General features: G+C 36.5%; 29 protein-coding genes. 5 read left to right on the top strand and 24 right to left on the bottom strand.

From position 1 onward, the window contains the following. Positions 1 to 2 precede the first annotated feature (2 nt). The 4 genes from MKZ17_RS09265 to MKZ17_RS09250 form a co-directional block, all read right to left on the bottom strand. On the bottom strand, positions 3 to 617 hold the full coding sequence (locus tag MKZ17_RS09265; protein WP_340723454.1) for an SCO family protein: 615 nt from the start codon (positions 615 to 617) through the stop codon (positions 3 to 5). A 123-nt stretch (positions 618 to 740) separates the two neighbouring features. Continuing rightward, the gene (locus MKZ17_RS09260; RefSeq protein WP_340723453.1) at positions 741 to 872 is read right to left on the bottom strand and encodes a YvrJ family protein; all 132 of its coding nucleotides are present in this window, start codon (positions 870 to 872) and stop codon (positions 741 to 743) included. 66 nt (positions 873 to 938) lie between these two features. Further along, complete coding sequence (locus MKZ17_RS09255) at positions 939 to 1,160, bottom strand: DUF2922 domain-containing protein (RefSeq protein ID WP_340723452.1); 222 nt, start codon at positions 1,158 to 1,160, stop codon at positions 939 to 941. A 33-nt stretch (positions 1,161 to 1,193) separates the two neighbouring features. Beyond that, positions 1,194 to 1,412, bottom strand: coding sequence for a DUF1659 domain-containing protein (locus MKZ17_RS09250; RefSeq protein WP_340723451.1), 219 nt, complete (start codon positions 1,410 to 1,412; stop codon positions 1,194 to 1,196). Positions 1,413 to 1,519: 107 nt separating this feature from the next. On the opposite strand from MKZ17_RS09250, the gene MKZ17_RS09245 reads away from it, so the two are divergent. Further along, positions 1,520 to 1,987 carry a DUF2621 domain-containing protein gene (locus MKZ17_RS09245; RefSeq protein ID WP_340725529.1) on the top strand — a complete coding sequence of 156 codons (468 nt, stop codon included), beginning with the start codon at positions 1,520 to 1,522 and terminating at the stop codon, positions 1,985 to 1,987. A gap of 47 nt (positions 1,988 to 2,034) precedes the next feature. Here MKZ17_RS09245 and MKZ17_RS09240 read toward each other — a convergent pair whose 3' ends face one another. The 5 genes from MKZ17_RS09240 to MKZ17_RS09220 all read right to left on the bottom strand — a co-directional run bounded on the left by MKZ17_RS09240 (position 2,035) and on the right by MKZ17_RS09220 (position 7,514). Then, positions 2,035 to 2,526 carry a CcdC family protein gene (locus MKZ17_RS09240; RefSeq protein ID WP_340723450.1) on the bottom strand — a complete coding sequence of 164 codons (492 nt, stop codon included), beginning with the start codon at positions 2,524 to 2,526 and terminating at the stop codon, positions 2,035 to 2,037. A 121-nt stretch (positions 2,527 to 2,647) separates the two neighbouring features. Beyond that, positions 2,648 to 3,358 carry a cytochrome c biogenesis CcdA family protein gene (locus MKZ17_RS09235; protein ID WP_340723449.1) on the bottom strand — a complete coding sequence of 237 codons (711 nt, stop codon included), beginning with the start codon at positions 3,356 to 3,358 and terminating at the stop codon, positions 2,648 to 2,650. A gap of 720 nt (positions 3,359 to 4,078) precedes the next feature. Beyond that, positions 4,079 to 6,070: a catalase gene (locus MKZ17_RS09230; RefSeq protein ID WP_340723448.1), complete on the bottom strand. Its 1,992-nt coding sequence runs from the start codon at positions 6,068 to 6,070 to the stop codon at positions 4,079 to 4,081. A gap of 213 nt (positions 6,071 to 6,283) precedes the next feature. Then, complete coding sequence (gene cbpA / locus MKZ17_RS09225) at positions 6,284 to 6,904, bottom strand: cyclic di-AMP binding protein CbpA (protein WP_445326946.1); 621 nt, start codon at positions 6,902 to 6,904, stop codon at positions 6,284 to 6,286. A 115-nt stretch (positions 6,905 to 7,019) separates the two neighbouring features. Beyond that, positions 7,020 to 7,514, bottom strand: coding sequence for a CarD family transcriptional regulator (locus tag MKZ17_RS09220; protein ID WP_340723446.1), 495 nt, complete (start codon positions 7,512 to 7,514; stop codon positions 7,020 to 7,022). A gap of 116 nt (positions 7,515 to 7,630) precedes the next feature. On the opposite strand from MKZ17_RS09220, the gene MKZ17_RS09215 reads away from it, so the two are divergent. Continuing rightward, positions 7,631 to 8,038, top strand: a complete 408-nt coding sequence (locus tag MKZ17_RS09215) for a MarR family transcriptional regulator (protein ID WP_340723445.1) — start codon at positions 7,631 to 7,633, stop codon at positions 8,036 to 8,038. Positions 8,039 to 8,147: 109 nt separating this feature from the next. On the opposite strand, the gene MKZ17_RS09210 is transcribed toward MKZ17_RS09215, so the two are convergent. The 3 genes from MKZ17_RS09210 to rarD form a co-directional block, all read right to left on the bottom strand. After that, complete coding sequence (locus MKZ17_RS09210; protein WP_340723444.1) at positions 8,148 to 9,332, bottom strand: NAD(P)/FAD-dependent oxidoreductase; 1,185 nt, start codon at positions 9,330 to 9,332, stop codon at positions 8,148 to 8,150. Between the two features lie 35 nt (positions 9,333 to 9,367). Beyond that, positions 9,368 to 9,796, bottom strand: coding sequence for a DUF1641 domain-containing protein (locus MKZ17_RS09205; RefSeq protein WP_340723443.1), 429 nt, complete (start codon positions 9,794 to 9,796; stop codon positions 9,368 to 9,370). A 316-nt stretch (positions 9,797 to 10,112) separates the two neighbouring features. After that, the gene (rarD, locus tag MKZ17_RS09200; RefSeq protein ID WP_340723442.1) at positions 10,113 to 11,015 is read right to left on the bottom strand and encodes an EamA family transporter RarD; all 903 of its coding nucleotides are present in this window, start codon (positions 11,013 to 11,015) and stop codon (positions 10,113 to 10,115) included. Positions 11,016 to 11,246: 231 nt separating this feature from the next. Between rarD and MKZ17_RS09195 the strand changes: the two genes are divergently transcribed. Next, complete coding sequence (locus MKZ17_RS09195; RefSeq protein WP_340723441.1) at positions 11,247 to 12,029, top strand: SDR family NAD(P)-dependent oxidoreductase; 783 nt, start codon at positions 11,247 to 11,249, stop codon at positions 12,027 to 12,029. Positions 12,030 to 12,140: 111 nt separating this feature from the next. Here the strand turns inward: MKZ17_RS09195 and MKZ17_RS09190 are convergent, their stop codons facing one another. The 11 genes from MKZ17_RS09190 to MKZ17_RS09140 form a co-directional block, all read right to left on the bottom strand. After that, the gene (locus MKZ17_RS09190) at positions 12,141 to 13,922 is read right to left on the bottom strand and encodes an ABC transporter ATP-binding protein (RefSeq protein WP_340723440.1); all 1,782 of its coding nucleotides are present in this window, start codon (positions 13,920 to 13,922) and stop codon (positions 12,141 to 12,143) included. Then, complete coding sequence (locus MKZ17_RS09185; RefSeq protein ID WP_340723439.1) at positions 13,912 to 15,675, bottom strand: ABC transporter ATP-binding protein; 1,764 nt, start codon at positions 15,673 to 15,675, stop codon at positions 13,912 to 13,914. The genes MKZ17_RS09190 and MKZ17_RS09185 overlap by 11 nt, the downstream gene beginning before the upstream one ends. 99 nt (positions 15,676 to 15,774) lie before the next feature. Next, on the bottom strand, positions 15,775 to 16,536 hold the full coding sequence (locus tag MKZ17_RS09180; RefSeq protein ID WP_340723438.1) for a hypothetical protein: 762 nt from the start codon (positions 16,534 to 16,536) through the stop codon (positions 15,775 to 15,777). Between the two features lie 651 nt (positions 16,537 to 17,187). Next, positions 17,188 to 17,376: a hypothetical protein gene (locus tag MKZ17_RS09175; protein WP_340723437.1), complete on the bottom strand. Its 189-nt coding sequence runs from the start codon at positions 17,374 to 17,376 to the stop codon at positions 17,188 to 17,190. 37 nt (positions 17,377 to 17,413) lie between these two features. Beyond that, positions 17,414 to 18,607 (bottom strand): class I SAM-dependent rRNA methyltransferase, encoded by a 1,194-nt coding sequence (locus MKZ17_RS09170; RefSeq protein WP_340723436.1) that lies wholly within the window; start codon positions 18,605 to 18,607, stop codon positions 17,414 to 17,416. Between the two features lie 114 nt (positions 18,608 to 18,721). After that, complete coding sequence (locus MKZ17_RS09165; protein WP_340723435.1) at positions 18,722 to 19,963, bottom strand: ABC transporter permease; 1,242 nt, start codon at positions 19,961 to 19,963, stop codon at positions 18,722 to 18,724. Next, entirely contained in the window at positions 19,947 to 20,849 is a 903-nt protein-coding gene (locus MKZ17_RS09160; protein ID WP_340723434.1) for an ABC transporter ATP-binding protein, read from the bottom strand. Before MKZ17_RS09160 ends, MKZ17_RS09165 begins: the two co-directional genes overlap by 17 nt. Before the next feature lie 12 nt (positions 20,850 to 20,861). Then, complete coding sequence (locus MKZ17_RS09155) at positions 20,862 to 21,398, bottom strand: DUF2812 domain-containing protein (RefSeq protein WP_340723433.1); 537 nt, start codon at positions 21,396 to 21,398, stop codon at positions 20,862 to 20,864. Further along, complete coding sequence (locus tag MKZ17_RS09150) at positions 21,395 to 21,712, bottom strand: PadR family transcriptional regulator (RefSeq protein ID WP_340723432.1); 318 nt, start codon at positions 21,710 to 21,712, stop codon at positions 21,395 to 21,397. The genes MKZ17_RS09155 and MKZ17_RS09150 overlap by 4 nt, the downstream gene beginning before the upstream one ends. A 247-nt stretch (positions 21,713 to 21,959) precedes the next feature. Beyond that, the gene (locus tag MKZ17_RS09145) at positions 21,960 to 23,504 is read right to left on the bottom strand and encodes a S26 family signal peptidase (RefSeq protein WP_340723431.1); all 1,545 of its coding nucleotides are present in this window, start codon (positions 23,502 to 23,504) and stop codon (positions 21,960 to 21,962) included. Beyond that, positions 23,497 to 24,018: a sigma-70 family RNA polymerase sigma factor gene (locus MKZ17_RS09140; RefSeq protein WP_340723430.1), complete on the bottom strand. Its 522-nt coding sequence runs from the start codon at positions 24,016 to 24,018 to the stop codon at positions 23,497 to 23,499. Before MKZ17_RS09140 ends, MKZ17_RS09145 begins: the two co-directional genes overlap by 8 nt. A 147-nt stretch (positions 24,019 to 24,165) precedes the next feature. On the opposite strand from MKZ17_RS09140, the gene MKZ17_RS09135 reads away from it, so the two are divergent. After that, positions 24,166 to 24,705, top strand: coding sequence for a hypothetical protein (locus MKZ17_RS09135; RefSeq protein ID WP_340723429.1), 540 nt, complete (start codon positions 24,166 to 24,168; stop codon positions 24,703 to 24,705). A gap of 223 nt (positions 24,706 to 24,928) precedes the next feature. On the opposite strand, the gene MKZ17_RS09130 is transcribed toward MKZ17_RS09135, so the two are convergent. Next, positions 24,929 to 25,735 (bottom strand): DUF2785 domain-containing protein, encoded by an 807-nt coding sequence (locus tag MKZ17_RS09130; protein WP_340723428.1) that lies wholly within the window; start codon positions 25,733 to 25,735, stop codon positions 24,929 to 24,931. 79 nt (positions 25,736 to 25,814) lie between these two features. On the opposite strand from MKZ17_RS09130, the gene MKZ17_RS09125 reads away from it, so the two are divergent. After that, on the top strand, positions 25,815 to 26,423 hold the full coding sequence (locus MKZ17_RS09125) for a transglutaminase-like domain-containing protein (RefSeq protein ID WP_340723427.1): 609 nt from the start codon (positions 25,815 to 25,817) through the stop codon (positions 26,421 to 26,423). The last annotated feature ends 33 nt before the right edge of the window (positions 26,424 to 26,456 follow it).

The following is a 26,456-nucleotide window of genomic DNA, read 5'->3' as shown; positions in this document are numbered from 1 at the left end:
TATTACTTTCCTAATCGTTCTTCAATTAAAGATTGTAAATCAACAGCAATCGTATCATACGCTACACCGTCTTCTGTTTGTGAGTAGCCCGTATAGTTTTTCACAGCGATTCCTTTTTCATCGACTAAGAAAAACGTATTTGCATGCATCACTTGATCGTCCCCTTCAATCGCTTTTACAAGGGATTTAAAAGAATTGGCAGCGAACTGCTCGATAAATTTTTGATCATACCCTGTAAGAAAATGCCACTTTGACTCATCCGGCGCATTGTGACGGGCTAAATATTCTGTTAGACGCTCCGGTGTATCATAATCTGGGTCGATAGAAAATGCGACGATTTTATAATCTTCAATTCCCTTTTCAACTAATTGCTCTTGAATTAATGTCATGTTGTGAGTCATTGGCGAACAAATCGTTGTACAGTTAGTAAAGATGAACATCGCTAACCATGGCTCACCCTTTAAGCTTTCTAATGTAACTTCATCCCCACGATGATCCGTCATTGTAAAGTCTGAAATTTCATAGCTTGTTGTTGGTTTAAATTGATAATTGCTGCATGCACTTAACACAGTTGCCATAAGAAGTAGCATAATTAGTGCAATCGACTTCTTGTTCATTTCTCTCTCTCCACTCTTCCATTCATTACCTTCATCTTAGCGAAAGAACAGAATTTACACAATACTTTCGGTCGTAAAGGTTGTGTGGCGATATTGTGAAGTGATGTTTCACAATTTACTTCCTTACGTTGGAATTTTCAACGAAACGAGAGCCGTATGAATTGCTTCGAGTTTCTTTTCAATTCGATATAGCAAATAAAATGAAATAAAGATTGGAAAGCTTACCTCTTGAATTAACGTAATCCATTGCTCCATGAAGATTCCTCCTTTCAATTAGAATAGAAAAGCCGGCAAAGTAGTGGACTTCACCGGCTAAGCGCATTATGCATTTAATTCAAGATTTGTCACATGGCGTTCGACAATACGTGCGCCCTTTTTAATCGTAAATACGAAGCCCTCATTCGCAAAAATGGCCTGATCAATAATTGTTTGCATAGCTGCATTTACTTCTGCTTCTGATAAATTCGATTTCGGGTCCGCGATACTTACTGTCATCGTCTTATTATCAGCATTTGCAAATGTTAATTGTAAAACTTGTGTCATGATTTCACCTCCTCTATCATTTTTCTTTTACGATTACTTCGTAACAATGTCTTTTTGCGTTTTCACAGATTCAATATAATTGTAGTCTGTTAAACGAACAAGTGCTTGTGCTACAGCTTCAATTTGAGTAGCTGTTACGTTATCAGCAAGGTTACGATAGGTTGCACTTTTAATGATCGGCTCATTAAATTCATCAAAGCCAGTTTGATAGAACACCGTCATCGTTGCTGATAAAAACGAGAATTCATTCATAGGTATCACCTCCTTACTTTATATATGTCACGATTTTTTGAAAAAAGGGACAATCCCGATGAAATAATTTACAAAACCTACTATAATAAGAGTAGTCATTGGAAGAAATGTTACATATCTACAAAAAAGAGGTGAAAATTGTGGGCTTAGAAGGCTGGTTTTTATGGTTTATCTTATTTTGGGTAGTTGTACTTATTTCGCTCATGGGCATCGGAGGCTTCTTCATGTTCCGCAAATTTTTAAAAGCGCTTCCGAAAGCGGATGGTAAGTCGGATTTAGACTGGCAAAATATTTATTTAGATAAAACGATTCATTTATGGGGCGATGAAGAAAAAGTATTGCTTGCAGAATTAGTAAGTCCGGTACCTGAACTCTTTCGTCAAGTAGCCAAGGAGAAAATTGCAGGTAAAATTGGCGAGTTAGCCATAGAGGAACATGCAACTAAAATTAATCTGGATTTAATTATACGTGGTTACATAATTGCTTCACCAAAGCGCGATCACAAATTTTTGCGTAAAAAATTAAATCAAATGGAAATTGATACATCTCCGTATGAGCATTTACTGGACGTATAAAACTAGAAAAACCTTACAAAGCAACTTTGTTGCCTTGTAAGGTTTTTTTATGCACCACTATAGGTTTTTTGTAGCTTTTTAAATTTAATAAGCATTCCGATACGCCATGGTAAAATCATTGCAAATGCTAATAAGAAGAACATTCCTCCAAGTTCCCCGATATTAAAACTATCTGAGAAAACTAATTTCAAGATGATTCGTAAAATTAATAATCCGATTAAGATAAATGGAAATGCCTTCGATTGCTTCATATAGATGGCGTCATCTCTAATTTCAAATTTTGATGTTGCAATTAAGACGACCGAGAATAATAGTCCTATTCCAACCGCCTCAAGTATTTGTAATGGGCCGACTCGGAATTCTTCAAAAATAAACATGAGCGCACCCGTTGACATCGCAAAGGGTGGAATCATTATTTTCTTGGCTGTGACAGGCTTTTTTTGCGCCCGTAGCCGTATAAACATGGCAAACGAACCCATAAAAATTGCCATAATTGTCGAACCTATTAATAAATATTGAGAAGGTATATTGTCAAACATTATATTCCTCCTCTTATGCTGACTAATTTTCTACTATATAAGTACATTTATGAATAATGCCTCGCTCTTGTATAATCCTTCATTATTCTTAGTATAGCATGTCGTTTTTAGCATGTAACTATTAGAAACCAGTAAATCCACCAAAAATCCCTGTAAAGATTGAAATAATGTACGTTAACCCATCAAAGAATAGTAAAACACCTACCGCGATCATAATATAACCGCCTACTTTGATAATCAATTGGCTATTTTTTCGAATCCATGTCATTCGAGAAATGAAGAATGACAGGATGAAAAATGGAATTGCAAAGCCTAAAAAGTAAGCAAGCATATACCAAATCGCTGAATCTGGATTTGTCCCACCAAGTGTAATTATGGCCATTAAAATTGGACCTGTACACGGTGTCCAGCCAGCTGCAAAAGCAAGACCGATTAATACCGAACCAAAATAGCCCGATGGCCGATTTTTAAACATAAATTTTCGGTCCTTCATTAAAAAGTCAATTTGTAATAGCCCTACGATCATCAAACCAAAAACAACAATTAAGATGGCACCTACTTGTCGTAATAACTGTTGATACTGAATAAAAAATGACTCGGCTATCGAAGTTCCAAAACCAATGGCAATGAAAATGATTGAAAATCCGAGTAAGAAAAATAGAGTATGTAAAATAGCGCGTTTTTGCATCATACCTCGTTCATTTTTAAGCTCATCTAACGTCATTCCAGTTATATAAGATAAGAAGGCTGGATAAAGAGGCAAGGTGCAGGGTGACACAAAGCTTAAAAAGCCCGCACCGAATGCCAAAAAGATATTTATGTCTGTATTCATACTGTCTGTTAATCTCCTTCACATTGATGCCTCAATCGTACCAAATTTTATATAACATTACTTCTTTTTTGAATGTGAATTTTTTTTGACGAAGCTGTGTGAGATCTGTGAAGCACAAAAACGTTCCATTTGCACATAATACCGCGCCAATTTATTTACGATCGAATCATATCAATGATAAATAAAATCGAATAAATAATGGACGTAAATATAATAACTATGATTATCGTTCTCGACTGGAACTTAAATAACGTGCGCCATACACATTCTTGAGGATGAATTCGCTTCCATTTTAAAGCGGCTTGAAAATTAATAAACCAACAATGTAATGTAAGTAGCATCGAGGGTAATAAAAAAAGCGCAAGTATCATGAGCAATTTTCCTATGATTGTAATTGAATATTGACCATAGCTAATCATAAAATACGGAAGTACAAACCAAAAGACGGAAGTGACAACTAATACGACGGCCACAAGGAAGTGTAGCCATAAATATTCGAGATGCGTTTGTCGGAAATATTTTAGTGCTGCTTGCACCTTCATCACCTACCTTTTAGCCCTACTATTCCCTTTTAATCGGAATTTTTAAACAACTATTCCGAGGGAAATATTGGGTGTGAGGATGACTCGATTTATTTTACTATTAAATACACCCCCATTTTCTCGTACATCAAAAATGGGGGGTGTCTGCATTTTTAGTAGCAATTTAAATTTTTACATTTTAACCAATCGCAAGGGGACGATCAAAGTGGCGCCCTACTTTTAAAGCTTGGAGAAATTCTGCCACATTCGTCTCTATCCCAGGGTGCCCGCTATAGCTATCGTTCATAATACCCGAATTTTCAAACCCAATTGGCTTATAATGGTTGTATGCCTCATCAATAAACATATCGGCTTTACGATTGGCGATATCATCCTCAAATTTAGAGAAAATATACAGACCATCATATAATACTGGAGACGTTGTATCAAGCGTTTGATCAATTTTTTGTCCCATTATTTCGCCTTGCTTATCGCTAATAATTTCAACTGTAATGCCTTCCGCTTCCAATTGATTCTTTATAGAATCAATTGGATCATTATTTGCTGCAATAATTCCCACCTTTTTAGATTTTGAGAATAATACAGGCTTATGGTAAATGCTTAGTGCTGGAGAAATTGTAGATGTTTCAACTGGTTGAATTGACGGATCTGGAGGTGCTACACCAATATTTTTCGCCACCGTCTCGGCTAAAGTTCTACTCACATTTGCAAACATATCAACGACCTGTTGGCGCACATGAATACTTTCTACTTTTCCTAATTCAAAGCTAAATGCTTTTAAAATATGCTCCTGCTCGATTGGTGAAAGGCTCTTCCAAAACATGCGTGCCTGGCTAAAATGATCCTTAAAGGATTCACTGCGGGCACGTACTTTACGTCCTTCAACCTTCTCCTCATAATGTTTGTAGCCCCCTTGTTCAGCTGGTACTTCATATGGGGTGTTATTTTGCATCGAGTTTTTATGGTACGTAATACGTGTCGTATTGATCGTTTGGCGTGAATAACCATCTCGTTGATTATTAAAGAATGGGCAAACAGGTCGATTTATTGGCAGCTCATGGAAGTTCGGACCACCTAATCGAATCAACTGAGTATCTGTGTAAGAAAAAAGACGCCCTTGTAATAATGGATCATTCGTAAAGTCAATCCCTCGTACAACATGTCCTGGATGGAAGGCTACTTGTTCAGTTTCGGCAAAGAAGTTGTCTACATTCCGATTTAATGTCATCACTCCTAGCTTACGTAATGGAACAATTTCCTCTGGCCATAGTTTCGTAGGATCTAATACATCAAAATCAAACGCATGTTCATCTTCTTGCTTAATAAGCTGAACACATAGCTCGAACTGAGGATAATTACCTTCTTCAATATTGTCATATAAATCTCGACGATGGAAGTCGGGATCTTTACCTGCTATTTTTTGCGCTTCATCCCAGACAAAAGATTGTAAACCTAAAACTGGTTTCCAATGGAATTTTACAAAGTGTGCTTCTCCCTGTGCATTGACAAAACGAAATGTATTAACACCAAAGCCTTCCATCATGCGAAAACTTCTTGGAATAGCTCGATCAGACATTGCCCACATAACCATATGTGCCGATTCCTGATTGTTCGCTACAAAGTCCCAAAAAGTATCGTGTGCACTCTGAGCTTGTGGTATTTCATTATGCGGCTCTGGCTTTAATGCATGAATAATATCAGGGAATTTAATTGCATCTTGAATAAAGAATACAGGAATGTTATTTGCGACTAAGTCATAGTTCCCTTCATCTGTATAAAACTTTGTCGCAAAACCACGTGCATCTCGTACACTATCAGCGGAACCACGTGATCCTGCAACGGTTGAATACCTAACAAATACAGGTGTTTGCTTCCCCTTTTCACTTAAAAAGTTCGCCATCGTTATATCACTAAAATCATCATAACTTTCAAAAACACCGTGAGCTGCAGTACCACGTGCATGTACAATACGCTCCGGAATACGCTCATGGTCGAAATGTGTCATTTTTTCGCGAAAATGAAAATCCTCCAATAAGGTTGGACCTCGTTCACCCGCCTTTAATGAATGTTCATCATCATTAATTTTTACGCCTTGATTAGTTGTCAATGGTTGTCCATTATCATTCACTTTAAACTGCTCTAATTGTTCTTGCTTTTTATTATTTTTCAATTTGAAAAGCCTCCTTGTCAAATTTAAATAAATGTTTTAAAAGCCCACTTCAATTATTTAATGTGTCCAAAAAAGTACACCTCTCTATAATTAAAGCCAATTAAGTTGTTCCCTGTTATATGACAAATGAAACTATTTTTTCTTATTTAACAACGATTAATACAAAAAAAAGCTTGGATTTGCTATCCAAGCTCTTGGTCCTAAAGTAAGTAATTAGAAATTTTCTTTATCAAACACTTCAATATCAATAATACGTGCACCGTTCTTTTTTAGGGCAGCTTCAATTTCATGTACAGTTGATTCCGTTGCCCCTTTTCGTAACGTAATAATTACGCGTCGTAAATAAGTCGTGTCATCATCTAGAGAGAATACACAGTGTAACTGCCAAATCTTTTTTACTGCTGTAAGCACTTTAATCAAAATACCATCCGTATCTGGTAGAGCAATTGTCAAAGCACAGCTGCCTGTTTTATAACCCCACGCTTCCTCCAGAAGCTCAAAAACTTTTGAATGTGGTAAAATACCAGAAAAATCACCGTTCGTATCTACAACTGCTAAATATGGCAACTGCTTGATTGATTGAAATACTTCAAAAAATGAGCTGTTTTCATGAATGAATGCCTCATGTTCCTCTGTTAATCCTTTAACGGATGTAGTCATATCCCCGTTTTTTAACATATAAGCCAAAACTTCTACTTTGTATATATTACCAACAAATTTTTCTCCTGCTTCGTCTAATACCGGAATACAACGATAGCCACTCGTATTTAATTTTTCGAGTACATCTGAAATGGCGTCAGTCTCTTTAACGAAAACAACATCCGTTTTCTTCATTTGCTTTTGTTTTACTAACATATCTTATCCTCCCTTTCGTTCACTTACCTAATATTGTAATATGTGATATCGATTTCGAGAAGGAATTTATTGAATTTTTTGTATTTTCTTTATATTATTGCTGAATAAGTGTATCGATTTTGTTTGCTACTTCAACTTTTGACATATTTAAGACTAGCGCAAGTTCATCATATAAAATCGTCGATATTTGTTGAGCCATTTGCATATCTTGTTGATTAAGTTTTTTATCCATGGCCTTTAATTCTTGTTGTTTTCGAAGGATGGTATTCAAAAGTTGAGCAATTTTTAAATGATCTCTAGTATCTATAGTAGATTTAAAAAGTTGCATTCGTACTGCATGACGTTCATTCCATTCGCCTGGACTTTGAGAGAACACCGAAATAATTTCTTCCGCCAATTGTTGCGGTATAATTTTTTGTAGCTTTGAATTCTCTGTATGAACGGGATGATATAAAACCAATGCGGGGTAAACATTTGACTCTAATACATAATATAGCTGGCTTTCCCCTTGAAATTGTTTCTCTTGAATATCTTTTATTGTACAAATGCCGTTCGTTCCGTAAAAGGCTGTATCACCAATTGCGTACATGTTATTCCCTCCAATAGTCAACTAAGTTTACTTTAATCATAAAGAAGTTTTTCTTTTTGGTCAACTTAATTGACTTAAAGTCCGTCTCGTTTTATAGTGAAAATTGGAGGGATACTATGAATAATACGATCGAACATCTCTATAAACACTATAAAACGTTACGTGATTTCATCGTCGCGACTTGGCACGAAGAGCATCACCTACCTTTATCCAATTCGGAATGGATTTGTTTAAATGCTGTTAAAGAAGGTGCCAATTCCATTCCAGAAATTATGAAGCGAAATGAAATCTCGAAGCAAGCTGCCCATAAAATGGTGAAGAATTTAGTTGATAAAAATCTTTTACAATTAACGTTAATGACTAATTCTAAAGTTCGTTATGAAATTTCAATGACTTCTACTGGATTAGATATTTATGAAAAAAACTTACAAGTACAGCAGCTTCTCGAGCAACAAATCGAGCAAACTCTTGGTATAGACGATTATGAAAAATTACAAAGTATTTTAAAGAAAAAATGGATTTAAAAGAGCATCCAAAAAGTGAATAACTTTTTGGATGCTCTTTCTTGTGTGAAAGCACTAGCTATTAGACTCTTCTAAGTCTGTCATGCTAGACGTGCTTCAACACTATTTTTTAGTATGCTAAGCCGAATAACGCTTTAATATGCGTCATGTAACGAATGTTTGAAGCTTCCTTCATTAATGAAGCTGGTAAGCCTACTAATTGTGTATTGTTTGCACCGATTGTAGCGATCGCGTCTTTACGACCTAAACTACCTAATGTTCCAGAGTTTGTGAATTTGAATTCCTTCATATCAGCGCCAGTCATTTGAGCAAAGATGTTGTAACCAGCTTGCTCACCTTGCTGCCATGCAACTTGTGCTGTTGGCGCGTATGTTGGGCGATCACCTGGGTTTGGAATGTGTGCAGATGCATCACCGATAACAAATACTTCTGGGTGAGATGTAGATTGTAGGAAGTCGTTAATTAACGCTTTGCCACGGTCACATTCTAAGCCTGATTCACCTACTAATGGTAGTGGTGCTACTCCACCAGTCCATACTAAAGTGTTTGCTACGATTGGCTCACGGTCTTTAAGCTCAATCACATTCCCTTTAACACCTGTTACAGGAGTTGATGTAATAAACTCTACGCCACGTTTCGATAAAGATTCTGTTGCACGATCAATTAAGTTTGGAGGGAATACTGGTAAAATACGAGGACCAGCTTCTACTAGCTTAATTTTTAGGTCTTCAAATTTCACACCGTATTTCGCAGCTACTTTCGGGAAGTGGTCTACGATTTCACCAACAAGCTCAACACCTGTTAGACCACCACCGCCGATAACGATTGTTGCATCCGCTTCATCTTTTGTTTGCGCATATGCTTTAATGCGAGCTTCAATGTGCTCACGAATTTGGTTTGCTTCTTCTACTGATTTTAATACAAATGAATTTTCTTCTAAGCCTGGGATACCGAAGAAACCAGTTTGGCTACCTAAAGAAACAACTAATGTATCGTATGATAATGTTTTGCCAGTTGATAATTCAACTTTTTTTGAATTCGCATCAAAGCTGTTCACTTTCGCGATTTCAAGGTTGATGTCTTTACCTTTAAAGATTTTTGCTAACGGTAATGCAACAGCACCTTCATTAATCGTACCACCAGCTAAACGGTGTAATTCTGTAATGATTTGGTGTGTTGGGAATTGGTTGACTACTGTAATTTTTGCTTCATCAGCAGTTAAATATTTACGAGCTGTAAGCGCAGATAATACACCCGCAAATCCAGCACCTAAAATAACGATCTCTTTTGACATAGTGATTGAATCCTCCATTTATTTGAGTATGCGAATTATTTGTTTGCTTTACGCTCAGCGCTAACTGCTAAAAAGGCATTCGCGAAACGTAATACGCCTTGTACTTGTGGGTCTTTAAGCATTTTCATTAATCCGAAAATACCTACTGTTTCATTGCTTTCTTCTGCACGGTCTTTAGCTTCAATCGTAATTTGTGCTAAAGATTTTGCAGTACCTACTACGGGTGCAGCCATTTCTGTTACAGCTGCAACTGTATCATTTTTTAACGTTTCATCTGTTGCTACTGCTGTAGCGAAGTCATATGATTTCGTTAATAAAGTTGTCATTTCAGCTAATTTCGGTAAGTTTTCAACAAGCGTATTTAATGAAGCTTGTACCTCTGGCTTTAATAATTGATCAAGAACATCTAATTGCTCTTGTGTCACAGATAATTTTTCTACCTGTTGATTATTCATTTCTGACATAATAACTCTCCTTTGCCATCACAATATATTTTTACAGTGAATATGTAATTACGAAAGTTCACACTTTCACATATCATTCAATTAGCAACGATAGCACAAAGATTCCATCAAAACAATTGGAAAAACGAAATATATGAAGAAACTCAAAAATAAATGGCTAAAAGCGCTAAAAGTGAGTTTCAATTTCGGTGATAAATACTAGCGTTTAAGCACATTTTGTGTCATACAATACAGCTTTATACTAATTATTCATTTCCATATAACTTTAAACAATAAAAAGACCCCATAAGTTATAGCTTATGAGGCATTTTTCTCCTTATACTCTTACATATCGCTTTCTTGCTTCGACGAATTTTGATAGAGAAAAGATTAGGACGGACAACCATATACAACCGAATGTAAATGATTCAATTGCCGTGAATGGTTCTTTAAAAACAACAACCCCGAGAATCAAACTGATTGTTGGCGATAAAAATTGAATGAACCCCATTAAGTACAATGGAATTTTTTGAGCTCCCTTTGCAAATAGTATAAGCGGAAGTGCTGTTACAACCCCACTTCCAATTAGAAATAAATTTGTTTTCCAATCAACGTGCATAAATGCTACTTCTGTTGAATTCATTAAATACAAATACACGCCCATTGCAAGCGGCACTATATATAATGTTTCAATAGCTAGTCCACGTGTTGCATCAAGCTGAATTTTCTTTTTTAATACGCCATAAAACGCAAAGCTAATTGCAAGCGTTAGAGAAATCCATGGAAATGTCCCACCTGAAAATGCCATAACACATACACCAAACCCAGCAATGCTCACAGAAACAATGGTTGCCATCGATAATTTTTCTTGGAAAAAAATTAAACCAAAAACAACTGAAATAAGCGGATTAATATAATAGCCTAAGCTAGCTTGAATGAGCTGATCATTATTCACGGCCCAAATATAAACGCCCCAGTTAATCGATATAATAATGGATGCAACAAATAAAGACCAAAATTGCTTTTGATTCGCCCATAAATAGCGAATGTCTGCAAGTAACGCTTTTCGTTGCCCGATAATTAAAATAAAAAATGCCGTTAATAGAAACGACCAAATAACGCGACTGACCAAAATTTCAATACTTGAAACCGTATCAATCTGCTTCCAATATAGAGGAATCATTCCCCACATTAGGTATGCCCCTATCGCATAGAATATACCTTTTTTGTAATCCGTCATTACTGCACCTCTTTAATAATAGAAAAACACATAAAGAATTTTTCTGTATGTCATTCAATGATTGTACGAGTTGTCCAACCAAGTGTCTCCATTATAGTTGTCGAATTTTCATATGTAAATGTCGGTGCCTATAAAATAATTCGGTACTAGAAATTTCCTTCTAAATATTTTAAATTATTCAGAAAGTTTTGTTACAATAGATTTGTAGAAAATCGATTGGAGGTATGAATGATGGAATTAGGCTTACAAGGAAAAACGGTGTTAGTAACCGGTGGCAGTAAAGGAATTGGTTTATATAGTGCACTTCAATTCGTGAAAGAAGGTGCTCAAGTAGCGATAGTTGCACGTGGCGAAAAAGGGCTTGCGGAGGCAAAAGCCTTCATTAAGGAGCAAACTGGGATTGAAATCTTCACTATCGCAACCGACATTTCTAAAGAAGAGAACTGTAAACAGATTGTGGAACAAACGGTTGCCCATTACGGGAAGCTAGAAATACTAATTAACAATGCGGGTACAGCATCTGCAAATAGCTTTGAGGAGGTCGATGCGGCGTTATGGCAATCGGATTTAGACTTAAAGCTGTTTGGAGCCATTCATACTTCAAAATACGCAATTGAGCATATGAAGGCGGCTGGACAAGGCTCGATTGTCAACTTATCGGCTGTACTTGCAAAAACCCCTCCTGCAGGCAGTTTACCGACAACAGTAAGTCGTGCTGCCGGACTTGCTCTGACGAAGGCAATGAGTAATGATCTTGGGAAATACAATATTCGTGTCAATGCGGTATGTATTGGTCTTATTCGAAGTAGTCAAATTGAAGCACGATGGAAAAAGGCGATGCCAAATGAATCATGGGAAACATATTCAAAAGAAATTGGTAAAAACATACCGCTTGGCCGCATCGGTAATACCGAAGAGGCAGCAAATGCCATTGTCTTTTTAGCAAGTGATGCGGCAAGCTATATTACAGGAACTGCGATTAATATGGATGGCGGCTCTGGCGGGACTTTATAATTGTCTTCCGCACGAATGTGTATATAGAAATAGAATACCAACGTATAAAACGCTGACATCTCCCCTCGTGAGAAAATGTCAGCGTTTTTTTTACTGTGCTAATTAACTTCCTTACTCGTTTACAATACCATTTTGCAGTAAAAACATTTTTTCATATAAACCTTTTTGAGCAAGTAGCTCTTGATGGGTTCCGCGCTCGACGATTTCGCCTTTATGCAGCACTAAAATTTGTTCGGCATCTTGAATCGTTGATAATCGGTGCGCAATCGCAATCGTTGTTCTTCCTTTTCGCATCTTTTCTAGAGATTGCTGAATGCCGACTTCCGTTTCAGTATCGATCGCTGCGGTCGCTTCATCAAGAACTAGAACTTTCGGGTTCGTCGCAATTGTACGAGCAAAGGCGATTAATTGACGTTGTCCACTAGAGAACGTTGAGCCACGCTCTGTTACACGGTTTTGATAACCATCCGGAAGTGCCTCAATAAAGTCATTTGCCTGTACAAATTCCGCTGCTTCTTTCACATCCTGTAGTGACAGCTTGTCATTAAAGAGACGAATATTGGAGGCAATTGTGCCATAAAACAGGAATGGATCTTGTAATACTAAGCCCATTTTATCTCGCAATTCTTGCTGAGGGTAGCTCTTAATTGACTCACCATCGATTAAGATTTCACCTCGTTCAAATTCATAAAATCTCATTAACAAGTTAATAATTGAGCTCTTCCCACTACCTGTATGTCCTACCAATGCCACTGTTTCCCCTGGATTTACCGTAAATGAAATGTTTTTCAGTACATCCTGTTTGCCATCATAACTAAAGGATACATTTTTAAATTCAATACATCCATTTGTTACAGACTTCATTTCATTTTGCTGCTTTGGCTCTAATTCATCGTTATCCATTAATGCGAATACACGAGATGCAGCAACAATTGCCTGTTGGAAAATTGCTAAACGCTCCATCATTTGATTGATTGGATCAAAGAAACGGTTCATATACGTGACAAACGCATAAACAACCCCTACTTCAACTGCTGTATCGAATGATGTCCAGCCGAAATAAAACAGTAAAATGATAATCGCGGTAAAATACACTAAATCGATAATTGGACGTAGCAATAAGCTATTCATTTTTGTATTTGCCATCATCGCATTATAATGTTCTTCGTTGATTGTATCGAAATCATCATTGAAACGTTTTTCTTGACGAAACGCTTGGACAATACTCATCCCGGATAAAGTTTCAGAAAGTCGTGCATTTAATTGCCCTAGCTTTTCTCGCATCCGCATATAGACGACCGAACTTAGCTTGCGGTATAAGTAGATAATATAAATGATGATTGGTAAAAGTAACAGCATCACTAAGGCAAGCTTTGGATTTAATAAAAACATTGCAATGTAAACTCCGACAATTAAAAATGCTGCTTGTACAAAACTAATAAGTACCGACACGAACATATCTTTAATCGCTTCTGTATCATTCGTAGCTCTTGATACAATCGATCCCGCAGGCACTTGGTCAAAATAGCGCATCCCGAGCTGATGTATTTTTGAAAATACATCAATCCGTAGTTGCTGAATAATTTTCAGGGCAAGCTCCTGGAATTTAATATGCTGATAATACGTAATCACTACATTTAACAATTGAATGACAAAATAGCTAATCGCTAATGTCAATACTGGCTGTAGATTAATATTGCCGATCATTAAGTAATCATCAATAAATACTTTAATTAAATAAGGACCTACCATATCACCAATAACAGTTAAAGTAAGGAGGAAAAGCGCGACAAATAACAGCTTTTTATGCGGCTTTAAATAGGTTAATAATCGCTTTAAAACAACGCTTTGTTCCTTACTTGATATTGTTTCTGTCACTTGTTCATTCGCCATGTCCATCCCCTCCTTGCTCCACTAATTGTTCCAATTGCTGCAATTCGTACATTTCATAATAACTTCCTTTTAGAGCCATTAATTGTTCATGAGTTCCCTTTTCAATAATCGTCCCATTATCCACAACAATGATTGTATGGGCTTGTTGAATGGCGCTTAAGCGATGCGATGTAATAATTGTCGTTGCATTTTTCCGCTCTTCTTTTAATGCTTGTAAGATTGCTTCCTCTGTACGTGCATCAACTGCCGATAAGGAATCATCTAAAATAAGCAACTCTGGCTTCATTAGTAATGCTCGCGCAATGGAAATACGTTGCTTTTGTCCACCAGATAATGAAACGCCTCGCTCCCCTACAACTGTTTTATAATCATCAGAGAAGCCCATTATATCTTCGTCAATATAGGCAAGTTTTGCTGCTTCACGCACCTCATGAATTGTGGCATCTGCATTGGCAAAGGCGATATTCGAAAAAATACTTGCAGAAAATAAGAAATGATCTTGAGGCACATAGCCAATTGCTTCCCGAAGTTTTAATTTTTCGTAATCTGTAATACTATGTTGACCAAAGCGAATGTCTCCATCATAGCCTTCAAACTCTCGTAAAATAAGTTTTAAAATCGAAGTTTTCCCTGCTCCGGTTTTTCCGACAATACCTAGTGTTTCCCCACGTTTTAATTCGAAATGAACATTATGTAACGAAGGCTTTTCATCTCCTGGGAATGTAAAGGAATCAATATGAAATTCAATATCCCCAGAAGGCATTACTGAAATCGCATCTTTTTTATCATCGATTTCAATTGGCTCATTTAGTAATCGTTCAATCCGATCATAGGATACACTACCGCGCTCCACAATATTAAAGAGCATCCCAATCGCTAACATTGGCCATACAAGAATATTCAAATAGGTCGTAAAGGCAATTAAATCACCGACTGTCATGGCATCTTCTAAAATGAATTTCGTACCAAATCCTAAGCTAAGTAAAAAGCTTAAGCCTACTACAAAGCTAATCGTCGGATCGAATAATGAATCTATTTTCGCCACTTTTAAGTTTTTCTCAACTACTTCATCCGATAGACGTGTAAAATCATCTACATCCTGTTGCTTTTGTCCAAATGTTTTTAACACTTTAATTCCGGTAATACTTTCTTGTGTTTTATCATTCAAATCTGAAAAGGCCGCTTGTGCGTGTCGGAAGCGCTCATGTAGAAGCTTCCCATAATACGTTGTTGATAGTGCCATTAATGGCATTGGAATTAGTGCAATAAGCGTAAGCCGCCAATCGATTGTAATCGCCATTGCTAAAATAACAAATCCACCAGTCGTAATTGAGTCAAACAGCGTTAACACTCCACCACCAGCTGTTTGCTGCACGGCACTTATATCATTTGTCGCATGGGCCATTAAATCACCAACACGATGCTTTTGATAAAAGGAAGGCGACATTTTTGAGAAATGACGATGCAGCTTTTGTCGAAGTGTCCGTGCTAAATAGTTCGATGATCCAAAAATCATCTGTCTCCAATAATAGCGTAGTACGTACATTCCGAGTGCAACGAAGACAATCACCACTATAAACTTAAATAAACTTGCCTTTGTTAACGTTCCTGCACCAATTTCATCAATTGTATAACCGATGATTTTCGGTGGGATGAGCTGTAAAATTGCGACTAACGTCAGCATTAGTAACCCAATCGCATATTGCCATTTACGCTCTTTAAAAAACCACCCTAGCTTAAAAAATACCTTCATTCATTTCACCCTCTTTTTTACTCAAGTTCCACTATTTTAACAAAAATTTTAATATTTTGATATATCTGAATGGAATTTTTTTCGGAATCCGAATTAAATTCATTCTCGAATTTCAAGCCAGTTATAAAAAGGTACCGGGCGCTTCCTTGTTTCTTGTTGGACATCCTCTTTCAATGGGAGAAGTGACCATTTATTATAAGCTCCAATTAAAAAAGCAGAAAAACTACTATGGATTGTAATAGCTCCCGTTTGTACACGAACGACAACTTCTAATATGACGCGCTTTGCACGGTCATAATCCACTTCATTTTCGATTGATAGCTGAGGAATGGCTTGTGTGAGTTGTTCGTAAATTTCTTGCTCTATCGGCCAATCTGAATACAACTGAATTAACTTTTCATGAAAAGCATTTGACCGATTTGCTTTATATAATTTATTACTACTAATAAAAGATTGAAAGAATATAGATTGAGTTGTTTGGAGTGGTAGTCCGTCCTTACTGCCATGACAATTTTTATCGATTGCCCGATCGGACATTTCCGATGGGACATAGGGATAAATAATATAAATGTTAGCCCCTTTAATTCCATTCATTTTTGTCTGTGGTAGTTTATTTATAATCTGTAGTTGTTGCATATTTTTTACAGATCGATAGACGGTTTTTGTTGTAATATTAAGCTTATCCGCAATTGTTTTTGCTTTTAAATGGGCTACGCCTGGTGTTGAGAGTGCATGCTGACTGATTGCTCGTAAAATGGCCTGTTCAGACTTCGTTAATTCGTTCTGCTTTAAATGCTTTTTTACATGTGCATCCATTTCCGTAATTGTAGAAAATGATTGATACTGTTTTAAATAGCGCATTTAACTTCTCCCCCTTTTTAATACTTATTACAAGAAAAAATTCAAAAGGGGACATTTTATTTAATTTCAAGAAAATGGTTCTAAGTAAAATGTTGGGGTAATGTCATAATGATTCATCAATTGGCACTACCTTTTTTCTAAACAAGTCCGTTGATTTCCATTACGGGCGGACGCTTTCCGCGGGCACGGCTCCAACTAACTACCAACGGGAAGCGTCCCGTTGGTAGTGGATTTTCCGCACGTGCTGTTCCCGCAGGAGTCTGCCGCCCTCCATTCCAATCAACTCTCTGTTAACCAAGGTGTATATCTACTTCTTTATATACTCTACTTAATAGTACTTTTGCTTTGAAGTGTTCATACTTCCTGCCTTTTGGCATTGTTTGTACAACATTTTTAAAGCGACGAATTACTGTTTTGTAACTGCTCACAATTTTCTATGATTCCACCTTTTAATCCTGGGATATTCATATAGCACAAATCACCTTTCCATTACTTGTTTCTCGACAATTCAAGTATATAAAAAAGGATGATCTTGTTCTTTTTTTTTGCACAAATTGAATAGATACCCCAACAAATATTATAGAACCAATAATTTTATAGAACCAAAAAAATACGCGGTACCAAATTAAATTGGCACCGCGCTTATGTTTCTTATTTTAATCGCTCTAAATCTTGATAATCCTGCATATATGGGCCATTATCTGCGACAGCAGAATGATACAGTGCTTTTACCGCAAAGTTTTTTTCTAAGCCCATTTCTGATTTTAATTTTTTGAGCTCATCATGTAGTTCCCGATGTTCATTAATCAATTTTAACATGATTGTTTTATTGTATTTCATCTAATTACCTCCTAAAGTCCACTTGATTGAAATTTCACTATAATACTTGAATAATGACGACCTTTAAGTAATTAAACTCAGGGAAGTTGTGTGGAATTGTAAAATCTTCTGGAAGCTGATGCTGTTCTAAAATTTTGTATTTTTTGTTTGATTCAGCAAAGGCTTTTTCAATAAACCCATTAAACTTCTTCAGGTTAAAGCTTGCGTTGTTCGTTGAAGCCACAATGATTCCTTTATCGTTCGTAATCGCTAATGCATCCATTAATAATTTCGGATAATCCTTCGCTGTGCTGAATGTCATTTTCTTTGTTCGTGCAAAGCTTGGTGGATCAAGGACTACTACATCAAATTTCAAGCCTTTACGTGCGGCATAGTTGAAATAATCAAATACATTCATCACTTTAATGTCTTGGGATTCATAGTCAATGCCATTCACGGCAAACTGCTCAATTGTTTTTGCTAGACTACGTTTGGCTAGATCGACACTTGTCGTTCCCGCTGCACCACCCATTGCTGCCGCAACAGAAAATGCGCCTGTATAAGAGAAAGTATTTAGCACCGTTTTGTCCATTGAATAGTTATCTCGTAATGTTTTACGTACATTACGTTGATCTAAGAAAATACCTGTCATCGCGCCGTCATTTAAATCCACCGCATAATTCATGCCATTTTCCTGAACGATTAATGGGAACTCGCCCTTTTCACCAGATACAAAATCATCTTGCTCGATGTATTGGCCGTTCGTATTGAATCTTAGCTTTTCGTATACACCTCGTGTATTCAGTGTTTCATTTAATGCTTCATATACTTCATCGCGGAACGAATAAATTCCTTCACTATACCAACTCACCATATAAAAGCCGTTGAAGAAATCAATCGTTAATCCACCGATTCCGTCGCCTTCTCCATTAAAAACACGGAATGCTGTCGTATCTTCAGAAGCAAAAAAGTTTGCACGCTTTTCTGCTGCTTCACGAATTTTCTTGGCGAAAAATTTTACGTCGATCTTTTCTTTTTCCTTGCGCGTTAATACCCAGCCAATTCCTTTATTTTGCGCACCGTAATAGCCTGTTGCAATGTAACCGCCATTTTTATCGACTAAATGCAGTATACTGCCTTCTTCAATCGATACTTCTGTTGTTGCAATTGCATCCTTTAAAATTAATGGATAGCCATTCGTTAAATCTTTAATTGCTTTTGCATCCACATGTAGTTCTACTATTTGTCTCATCATGTCATCCTAACCTTTAATTTACGTTCAATAAAAAAGAGACTTGTCGAAAAGACAAATCTCTACGTACGTCTTAAGTGTACTACGATTAACTGTGAAACGCTACTCTAACCGTTATGTCGTGACTTTAAAGACTGTTTTAATTTTTTGAATAATACCACCTGATGAATACGTTAACACACTTCGTTTATAGAACGTTAAGCTGATGAAATATAAGAACGCCGTTGTTGCGACTAATATAGCAAAACTGATTAATGGCGCAATTGCTGAAATGTCTGTCGCACCGATTCGCATCGGCATAACCATGCCCGATGTAAATGGAATATAGGAGAAGACTTTAATTAGCATCGTATCTGGATTGCCCATTCCTGAAAGCATAACATAAAACCCAAGAAATGTAAGCATTAACGCTGGCATCATCACTTGCCCTGCTTCTTCTACCTTGGCAACAAGGGAGCCAAATAATGCACCAATAATTAAATACAAGAAAATTGTAAAGAACAAGAAGCCGACAACATATAAGAAATAGCTTGCTGATAAGGAATCAAGTAAATCTGTGACCATCGTCCATTTGCTACCATTGTCTGTAAAACGTAATAAAGCAAGTAGCCCGCCAAACAAAATAACAAACTGCGTCAGCGCCACTAAAGACACACCTGCAAGCTTTGCGCGGAAATGAGTTTCAGGTTTTACACTTACTAAAAGCATTTCTAACGCGCGAGAACCTTTTTCTGACGCCACTTCTGTTGTAATCATCGATAAGTATGTTGCAACAAACATGTAAATGATGATCCCAATGGCATAAGAAATAAATACTCCCGCCATCTTTTCATCAGTGGACTTCCCATCTGTTGCTTCCTCGTTAATTGCTTCAAGAGTAATAATTGGTTCCGTCGAAAGTAAAAGCTGCTGTTGCTCTTGAGTTAAATCTAATTGCCCCATTGCATACATTTGTCCGACTTGGCTTAAAATACTCGTAAAATCTTGCTGGTCATTTAATGGAAGTGGATCGTATGATTCAATTTTCGTTGCTAACTTCCCTGCTTCATCTGTCAGCGTGAAGGCTGCATAATAATCGCCCTCTTCTAATTTGTCAGCAATGCCATCCGTACTTACAAACTCCCACTCATAGCTTTCGTTTGCTTGTAAAATTTGGGCCACATCAAAATTTGTTTCATTGACTATTGCAATCGTATCCTCCTCACCTGAGAAGAAAAATTCCTTAATTTCTGACCAGAACATAATGGCTGACAATACGACTAAATAAAGAAGTGTTGTTAAAATAAAGGATTTTGTACGAATTTTTTGCTTATATAATTGCTTCACAAGTACGCTAAATTTAGACAAGACCAGCACCTACCTTTTCTTTGAAAATTTCATGCAATGTTAAATAATCCAAGCTGAATTTTTCAATATATGCTCCATTTGAGAAGATTTCAAAAAGTGCTGGCGCATAAGATTCATCTTCTAACGTCAGGACAACTTGCCCATCACGCTCAATTTTCACATGATTTACACCTGGATATTGCGAAAGCTCCTCAAAAGATTGATCGGTGCGCACTGTTAATTTCGTTTTACCATATTGCTTTTTCAAATCAAGCAGTGAACCTGAAAATAATGATTCACCACGTTTTAATAAGCATAAGTGGTCACAAAGCTCCTCCACATTATCCATTTGATGACTAGAAAATAAAATCGTCATCCCTTGGTCCTTTAAATATAAAATCGCATTTTTTAATAGCTCCATATTCACTGGGTCCAGTCCACTGAATGGCTCATCTAAAATTAAAAATTTTGGCTTATGAATAAAACTCGCAATGAGCTGTACCTTTTGCTGATTCCCTTTTGATAATGTTTCTGCCTTGACGTGACGCTTTTCTTCTAGATCAAAACGTTGAATCCAAAAATCGATGTCCGCCTTTAATTGCTCACGGTTCATTCCTCTCAGCTCACCGAAGAAATATAGCTGCTCCTCGACTTTCATTTGCGGGAAAATACCGCGCTCCTCTGGTAAATACCCTAAAATATCACGGTTAACTTTCTTAATAGGCTGACCATCCCACGTAATTGTTCCTTCTGTCGTGTCCTGCAAATCTAAAATCATGCGGAATGTTGTCGTTTTACCCGCACCATTTTGACCGATTAGACCAAATATTTCGCCTTTTTCGATCGTAAAGTTTAAGTGATCCACCGCTGTAAAATCTTTATAACGCTTCGTCACGCCTGTTAGTTGCAACACCATTTCTTTTCCTCCCTACACTTCATATAGTGCCATTTTCTTTTTCAAATTACGTCTTCGAATGAGGAGCATTGTAATAGGAATAAGCATGACAGCAAAAATACCCGTTCCGACTCCCGCAAAAAAATCATTCAGATGAAGCACTTCCCCGTATAGACTTGCACCGCCATTAATAATCGCTAACAATAAACCGATAAGTGCTAAAGCAATGTATAACATTAGTACGCGATTTATGAGCATAAGTTTTGAAGAAGTATCTGAATAAAGCTCAAATGGACCTACATTACGATGTTGACGAAAATAAACCCAGTGAAGTTTTTTGTACACAAGCTCTGCGCCAGTTCCTTCGACGAAGTCAATATAGTCTTTCGCTACTTTACTGTAGCCAAATCCTTCTAACATATCACATCGGTAAACGTATTGCCCAGGCTCACCTTTTTCAAATATGTACAAAAAAATACGATGATTCTTTAAATGCCAACCTTGCTGTGACATGTCGTTAACCCACTGTTCTTCCTTCGTTTCATCAAAAAACAATTTGAACTTTCTCATTCTAATAACCCTCCCGACCTTGAAATAATTTTCCGTCCATTGTCATGCAATTCTTGTAAGCGTTGCACTTCGATTTCAACGATTTCCTTCCCTAGCTCGGTGATTACATACTCTTTTTTACGTCCTTCCCCCTCTAAAGTTTCAATAAATTTTTTTTCTTGCAAATTTTTTAGTGCACCGTATGTCGTTCCGGCCCCTAGCTTCACGCGACCATCACTCCATTCTTCTACTACTTGCATGATGCCGTAGCCGTGCCTCGGTTCATATAGTGCGAGCAAAATGTAATAAATGCCTTCCGTTAACGGCTGATGCATCCAAATCCCTCCTTTATTATCGACAGATGATATATCGAGTGCTGATATAAATAGTATATCGGCAGCTGATACAAATCGTCAACATTTATTTCCAATAATTTTCTAATTTATAGATCTTAGCTATTACGTATATTAAAAATTAAAAGGCGTTTGACCATCAGTAACTGCTCTGATAATCAAACACCTCTAATAAATGAATTGGAACTACTTAAAACATCCTATTCCTATTCTCTTTAAAGATCATATATTACTGCATCGGCATAAATGCGACTTGCCAAATGCCCGATTCATTTAAAATCATTTGAAAGCCTTGCTTTTCATCATCTACCACGAAATCTATATAACCACTGTAATCATCTAGCATTTTAAATTCTCCGGTTAATAAGGAACTCGCATTTTGGACTGCCTGTTTGCTTGCAGTTTGATTTTCAAACTCCGGTTTTGGTTTCATATGCTCTTCTTCTGACCAAACAATATAGTTTTCACGAGTCGTTAACAACCGATAAACAGTTTGCTCATCATGAAGAAAGCTTGCGTATAAATAAACACGTGCAATGGTTATAGGAGACTCATCACGAAAGACTTCTGAATTGTACTGATCTTTAAACGTGTTATAGAGCTGAATTTCTTTATCGGTCCAAATCTTTTTTGCCACTGTGCTCGCTTCATAGCCAAGCACCTGACCTTTTATGTTTGCCAATGAAATTACTTCAATTTTCCCACGCATCCAGTTATCAGGGACGACCAATACTTCATTATCATTTAAAAGAATTTCAGGCATCGTATAATCGAATAATGCTTTTACCGCATCTTCATTTTCAATCGCATTCCCTACCTTTTCTATGTAGGATTCAACTACTTGCTCTCCTCCGATTTTTGCATATCCATAATAGTCATTATACGGAATCTGATTGATAACGACTGTACCATTTTGTATTTCTAAACGTTCTCCTGGTAAGCCTATAATGCGACTAATGATGTTTTGTCCTTCTACATTTTCATACAACATCACATCTTTACGCTGTAACTTATTAATTTTTGAATCTACTACGATCGGATATGCGGTGTAATCGTGCTTCCCTTGATCCATCGTATCAGATAAATACGTAATAATGGTTTGTGTATTCGATGTCATTGAAGCATAAGGTATGCTTAATGACTCTGTTTCCATCTCCCCTTGAAGACGCTCGTAATTTCCGTCGCTATACTTCACAACAACACGGTTTGCTTGCTGTTGTGAAAAGCTAAAGTAATAAAGCCATTCTTTATTTAACTCAATTAATTGCGCTTCCTTTTCTCCTACTATGACTGTTTTCACATCTCTGTTTAAAATAATTCCCGTTGTTAAATACGGTACACTATTTGTAGATTGCCATAAGTATGGTGCTTGTATAGGAAGATCAATACTATGCACTTGTTGCCATTTATTATCGTGAAATTGTACATACTCTGTCGTAAGCACTTGCTCATTATTTTTCAGTTGATATACGACGATAGCATCATTTTTTTCTTGAACACCCATTTCTTTATAAAGTACTTCCACACCTTGCCCCGTTGTTTGCTCTATATAGTTAAAAAGTGAAGCCTCACTCGCTGTAACAATTGGATCATTGGGACGACTTATGAGTGCGATAAAGAGAATTGTAAGTGCAACAAAGCTAATCAAAATAAATGGAATTTTAACAGTTCGTTTCTCTTTTTGAATACGAGCTAACACGGCCAGTTCATTTTGTTTTGTAAAGCGCTCTCTTTTGTCTAAAACATTTTTCAGTTGTTGCTTTATTTTAGTCATCTACTGTCACCTCACTTTGAAAATCTATAAGCTTCGGCTTCAACAATTCACGCGCCCGCCTCAAACGGGTTTTTATAGTATTTTCTGATACAACCAACAGTTCAGCGATCTCCCTACTTGTCATTTCATCATAATAATATAGTACAACCGCTTCACGATATTTGAGCGGTAACTTAAAGACTTCATTGGCAATTTGATTTTTTGTTAGCATGATTAATGTTTCCTGCTCAACTGATGGACGAGATAGCTCAGCTGTGTTCCACATTTGACGTAACATTTTCATTCGTCCTTTTACGCTTCTCAAATAATCGTAGCTTTTATTAATAGTCATCTTTGCTAAATATGTTTTTAATGTTGCACGCTGTTCATATTGCCCATGCGTTTCATAAAATTTCACAAAAACATCTTGTACAATCTCCTCTGCCATACTCCAATTTTTCACATAAATATAAGAAAGCTTTACTAAATAATCGCCATGTTCTTGCATGATTTGGGTTAGCTCATATGTATCCACTTCCGCCCCTCCCTTCATATGAACTTGCCAAATAGACGGACGAACTTTGGAAATAGTTTCAAATTTCTTTTTGTTCCAGCGTATACTACTATTAATCTCACTAAAGAGGTCGCCACGGAGTTGATCTTTTTCTTAAGGAGGTCCAATTTGAAAAATTATTTATTATTTATCGCAATCGGTTTAATCATTTTTACAGCCTCATTTAATGCGTATAAAGCCTATTCAGTCTTACCCAAAGAAACTGAAATGCTTACTGCAATCCAGCTACGCTTACAAAATGATTCACCCATTTTACTCATCGAAAAATCATCGCTTTTTGATACCGACATAACAGTAGTATTATTTGAACAAGAAGAGAGGAATAGCTTTGCATTATTTAAAAGCAATCGATTAAATGACAAGCTAAAATTATCCCTAGTTCAGCCAACTATTCAAGAAGATCAACGCATGCTTTTTAAAACAAATAATGGTAACTATATTATTTTTACAAGCCCACTTTTTGAGCCAATACATTCCATATCCTTTACAAATCGTAGTAAAAAGAAGTATTCATTTTATGTCAAACCTATTACACCTAGTAGCAAAAATATTTACATAACAAAGAATACTGTACCAAGAAACTTACACGATTCTATGCTTGAGAATATGCAGTTTTTTAGTGAAAATGGTGCAAGCATTACAAACTAACCGATAAAAAGAGCCTAGGGCATAATAAAAAAATCAGGCTTTTCCTAATAGAAAAGCTTGATTTTTTGCTATAGAAGGAATTGATTTCCGTTTCCAGGTACGCTCTTCCCCTAGGAGTCGACCCTACACTCCAATCAATTCAATAACTATCAAATTTTTGTTAATCGAAATCCTAATTTTCTTTTAATAATATAGTTTTGTCCCGGTCTCTTTATTTTTCCTTTTATTCAAAAATGATATTTTGTTCGATCATTTCCCTACAATTAGGAAATGCCTTTCTTTTTACTAAATACATATACAAAGTCAACATAAATCGTTTCTTATTCCAGCTTACTCGATATTTTAGCTGTTCATCCTGAATAGGTGTTTGTGCAAGATGGTGCACCCATTTACTTAACGTTTCCTCCGTTAACCCTCTTTTGATTAAAGCATCAATCACATTCAATAATCGTTCATCCTCTTCATCGATAAAGGCATATTCAGTCGATAAACAGTGTTCAATCGTTTTTAAACCATTTTCTTTTGTGCAAAGCTCGTCAAATAACGGATGTAATACGGCCTGTGTCAATAAATCCGCACCGTGTGCCACACTATGTGCCCATCCTTTCTCCTTCACATTGCCGCGATAGTCAAATTCTAAATTTAAATAATGAAGCGATTGCTTAATCATATTTTGTGCCAACGTCTCTTCGATTTCACGTTTTTGAGCATCCTTATAAACAATGAGTGCAACTACTAATGCCGAAAAGGATCTAGTAAAAACTGAATCATTCGATACTTTTGTATGAATATTTAATGTAAGATGCTGCTCATCCAAACAAACTTTTAAAATATGAACAATTTGATTTTGTTGCAATCGATCATCTAAAATCAATTTGCAAAAGCCCCTATAAATGAGTGTATCTCTAATATAAGGATCAGGATTCCCGATATTTTCAAGCATAAATTCAACTAAGCTTTGTACTTCAGTTTCATTTAATAGCAGTTCATTATTCGTTATTAAATCTTGTAGTATTTTTGTATAGTCCATTTATAAAACTCCTTTATTTTCATTTCTAATTTGAATAAAATGTCAAAGTTATTTATAATTATACTAGGAGGTGATTACAATGGAATTCATTTGTTCTTCCAATAACCTAGATGATTATTTACTCGAGCTAGATGAAATCGATTTTACTAATCGTGTGATTCAACAAAAAGTAAAGCAGTTGTTTGCTAACGTCCAATCAGAACTTGACAAGGCGAAAATTGCCTTTGAATTCGTCCGTGACGAAATTGCCCATACTTGGGATATCCAATCACCTACTGTGACGTGTAAAGCATCTGAAGTGTTGCAACACACAGAAGGCATCTGTTATGCAAAATCTCACTTGCTCGCTGCATTATTACGTGCTGAAGGCATTCCAACCGGATTTTGTTATCAACGTCTCATGCTATTTGATACACCGGAAAAAGGATATTGTATTCACGCCCTAAATGCCATCTATATACAATCTTTAAACAAATGGATCCGTTTAGATGCCCGAGGTAATAAAAGAGATATCAATGCACAATTTTCAGTAACAGAAGAAAAGCTAGCCTTTCGGATAAATCGAACATTAAGTGAAATAGATTATCCGATGATTTATGACAAGCCCCATCCTAAAATTATACAAGTGCTTAAAGAACACTCCGATGCACTTACTATGTATCAATTTCATTTACCTAGTGATTTATAAATTTACATAATATAAATATTTTACCATAATAAG

Origin of the sequence: Solibacillus sp. FSL R7-0682 (assembly GCF_038005985.1) — a bacterium.
In the GTDB taxonomy this organism is placed as follows: Bacteria; Bacillota; Bacilli; order Bacillales_A; family Planococcaceae; genus Solibacillus.
Note: the sequence above shows the minus strand (reverse complement) of the source record. Positions and strands in the feature narration are given on the sequence as shown.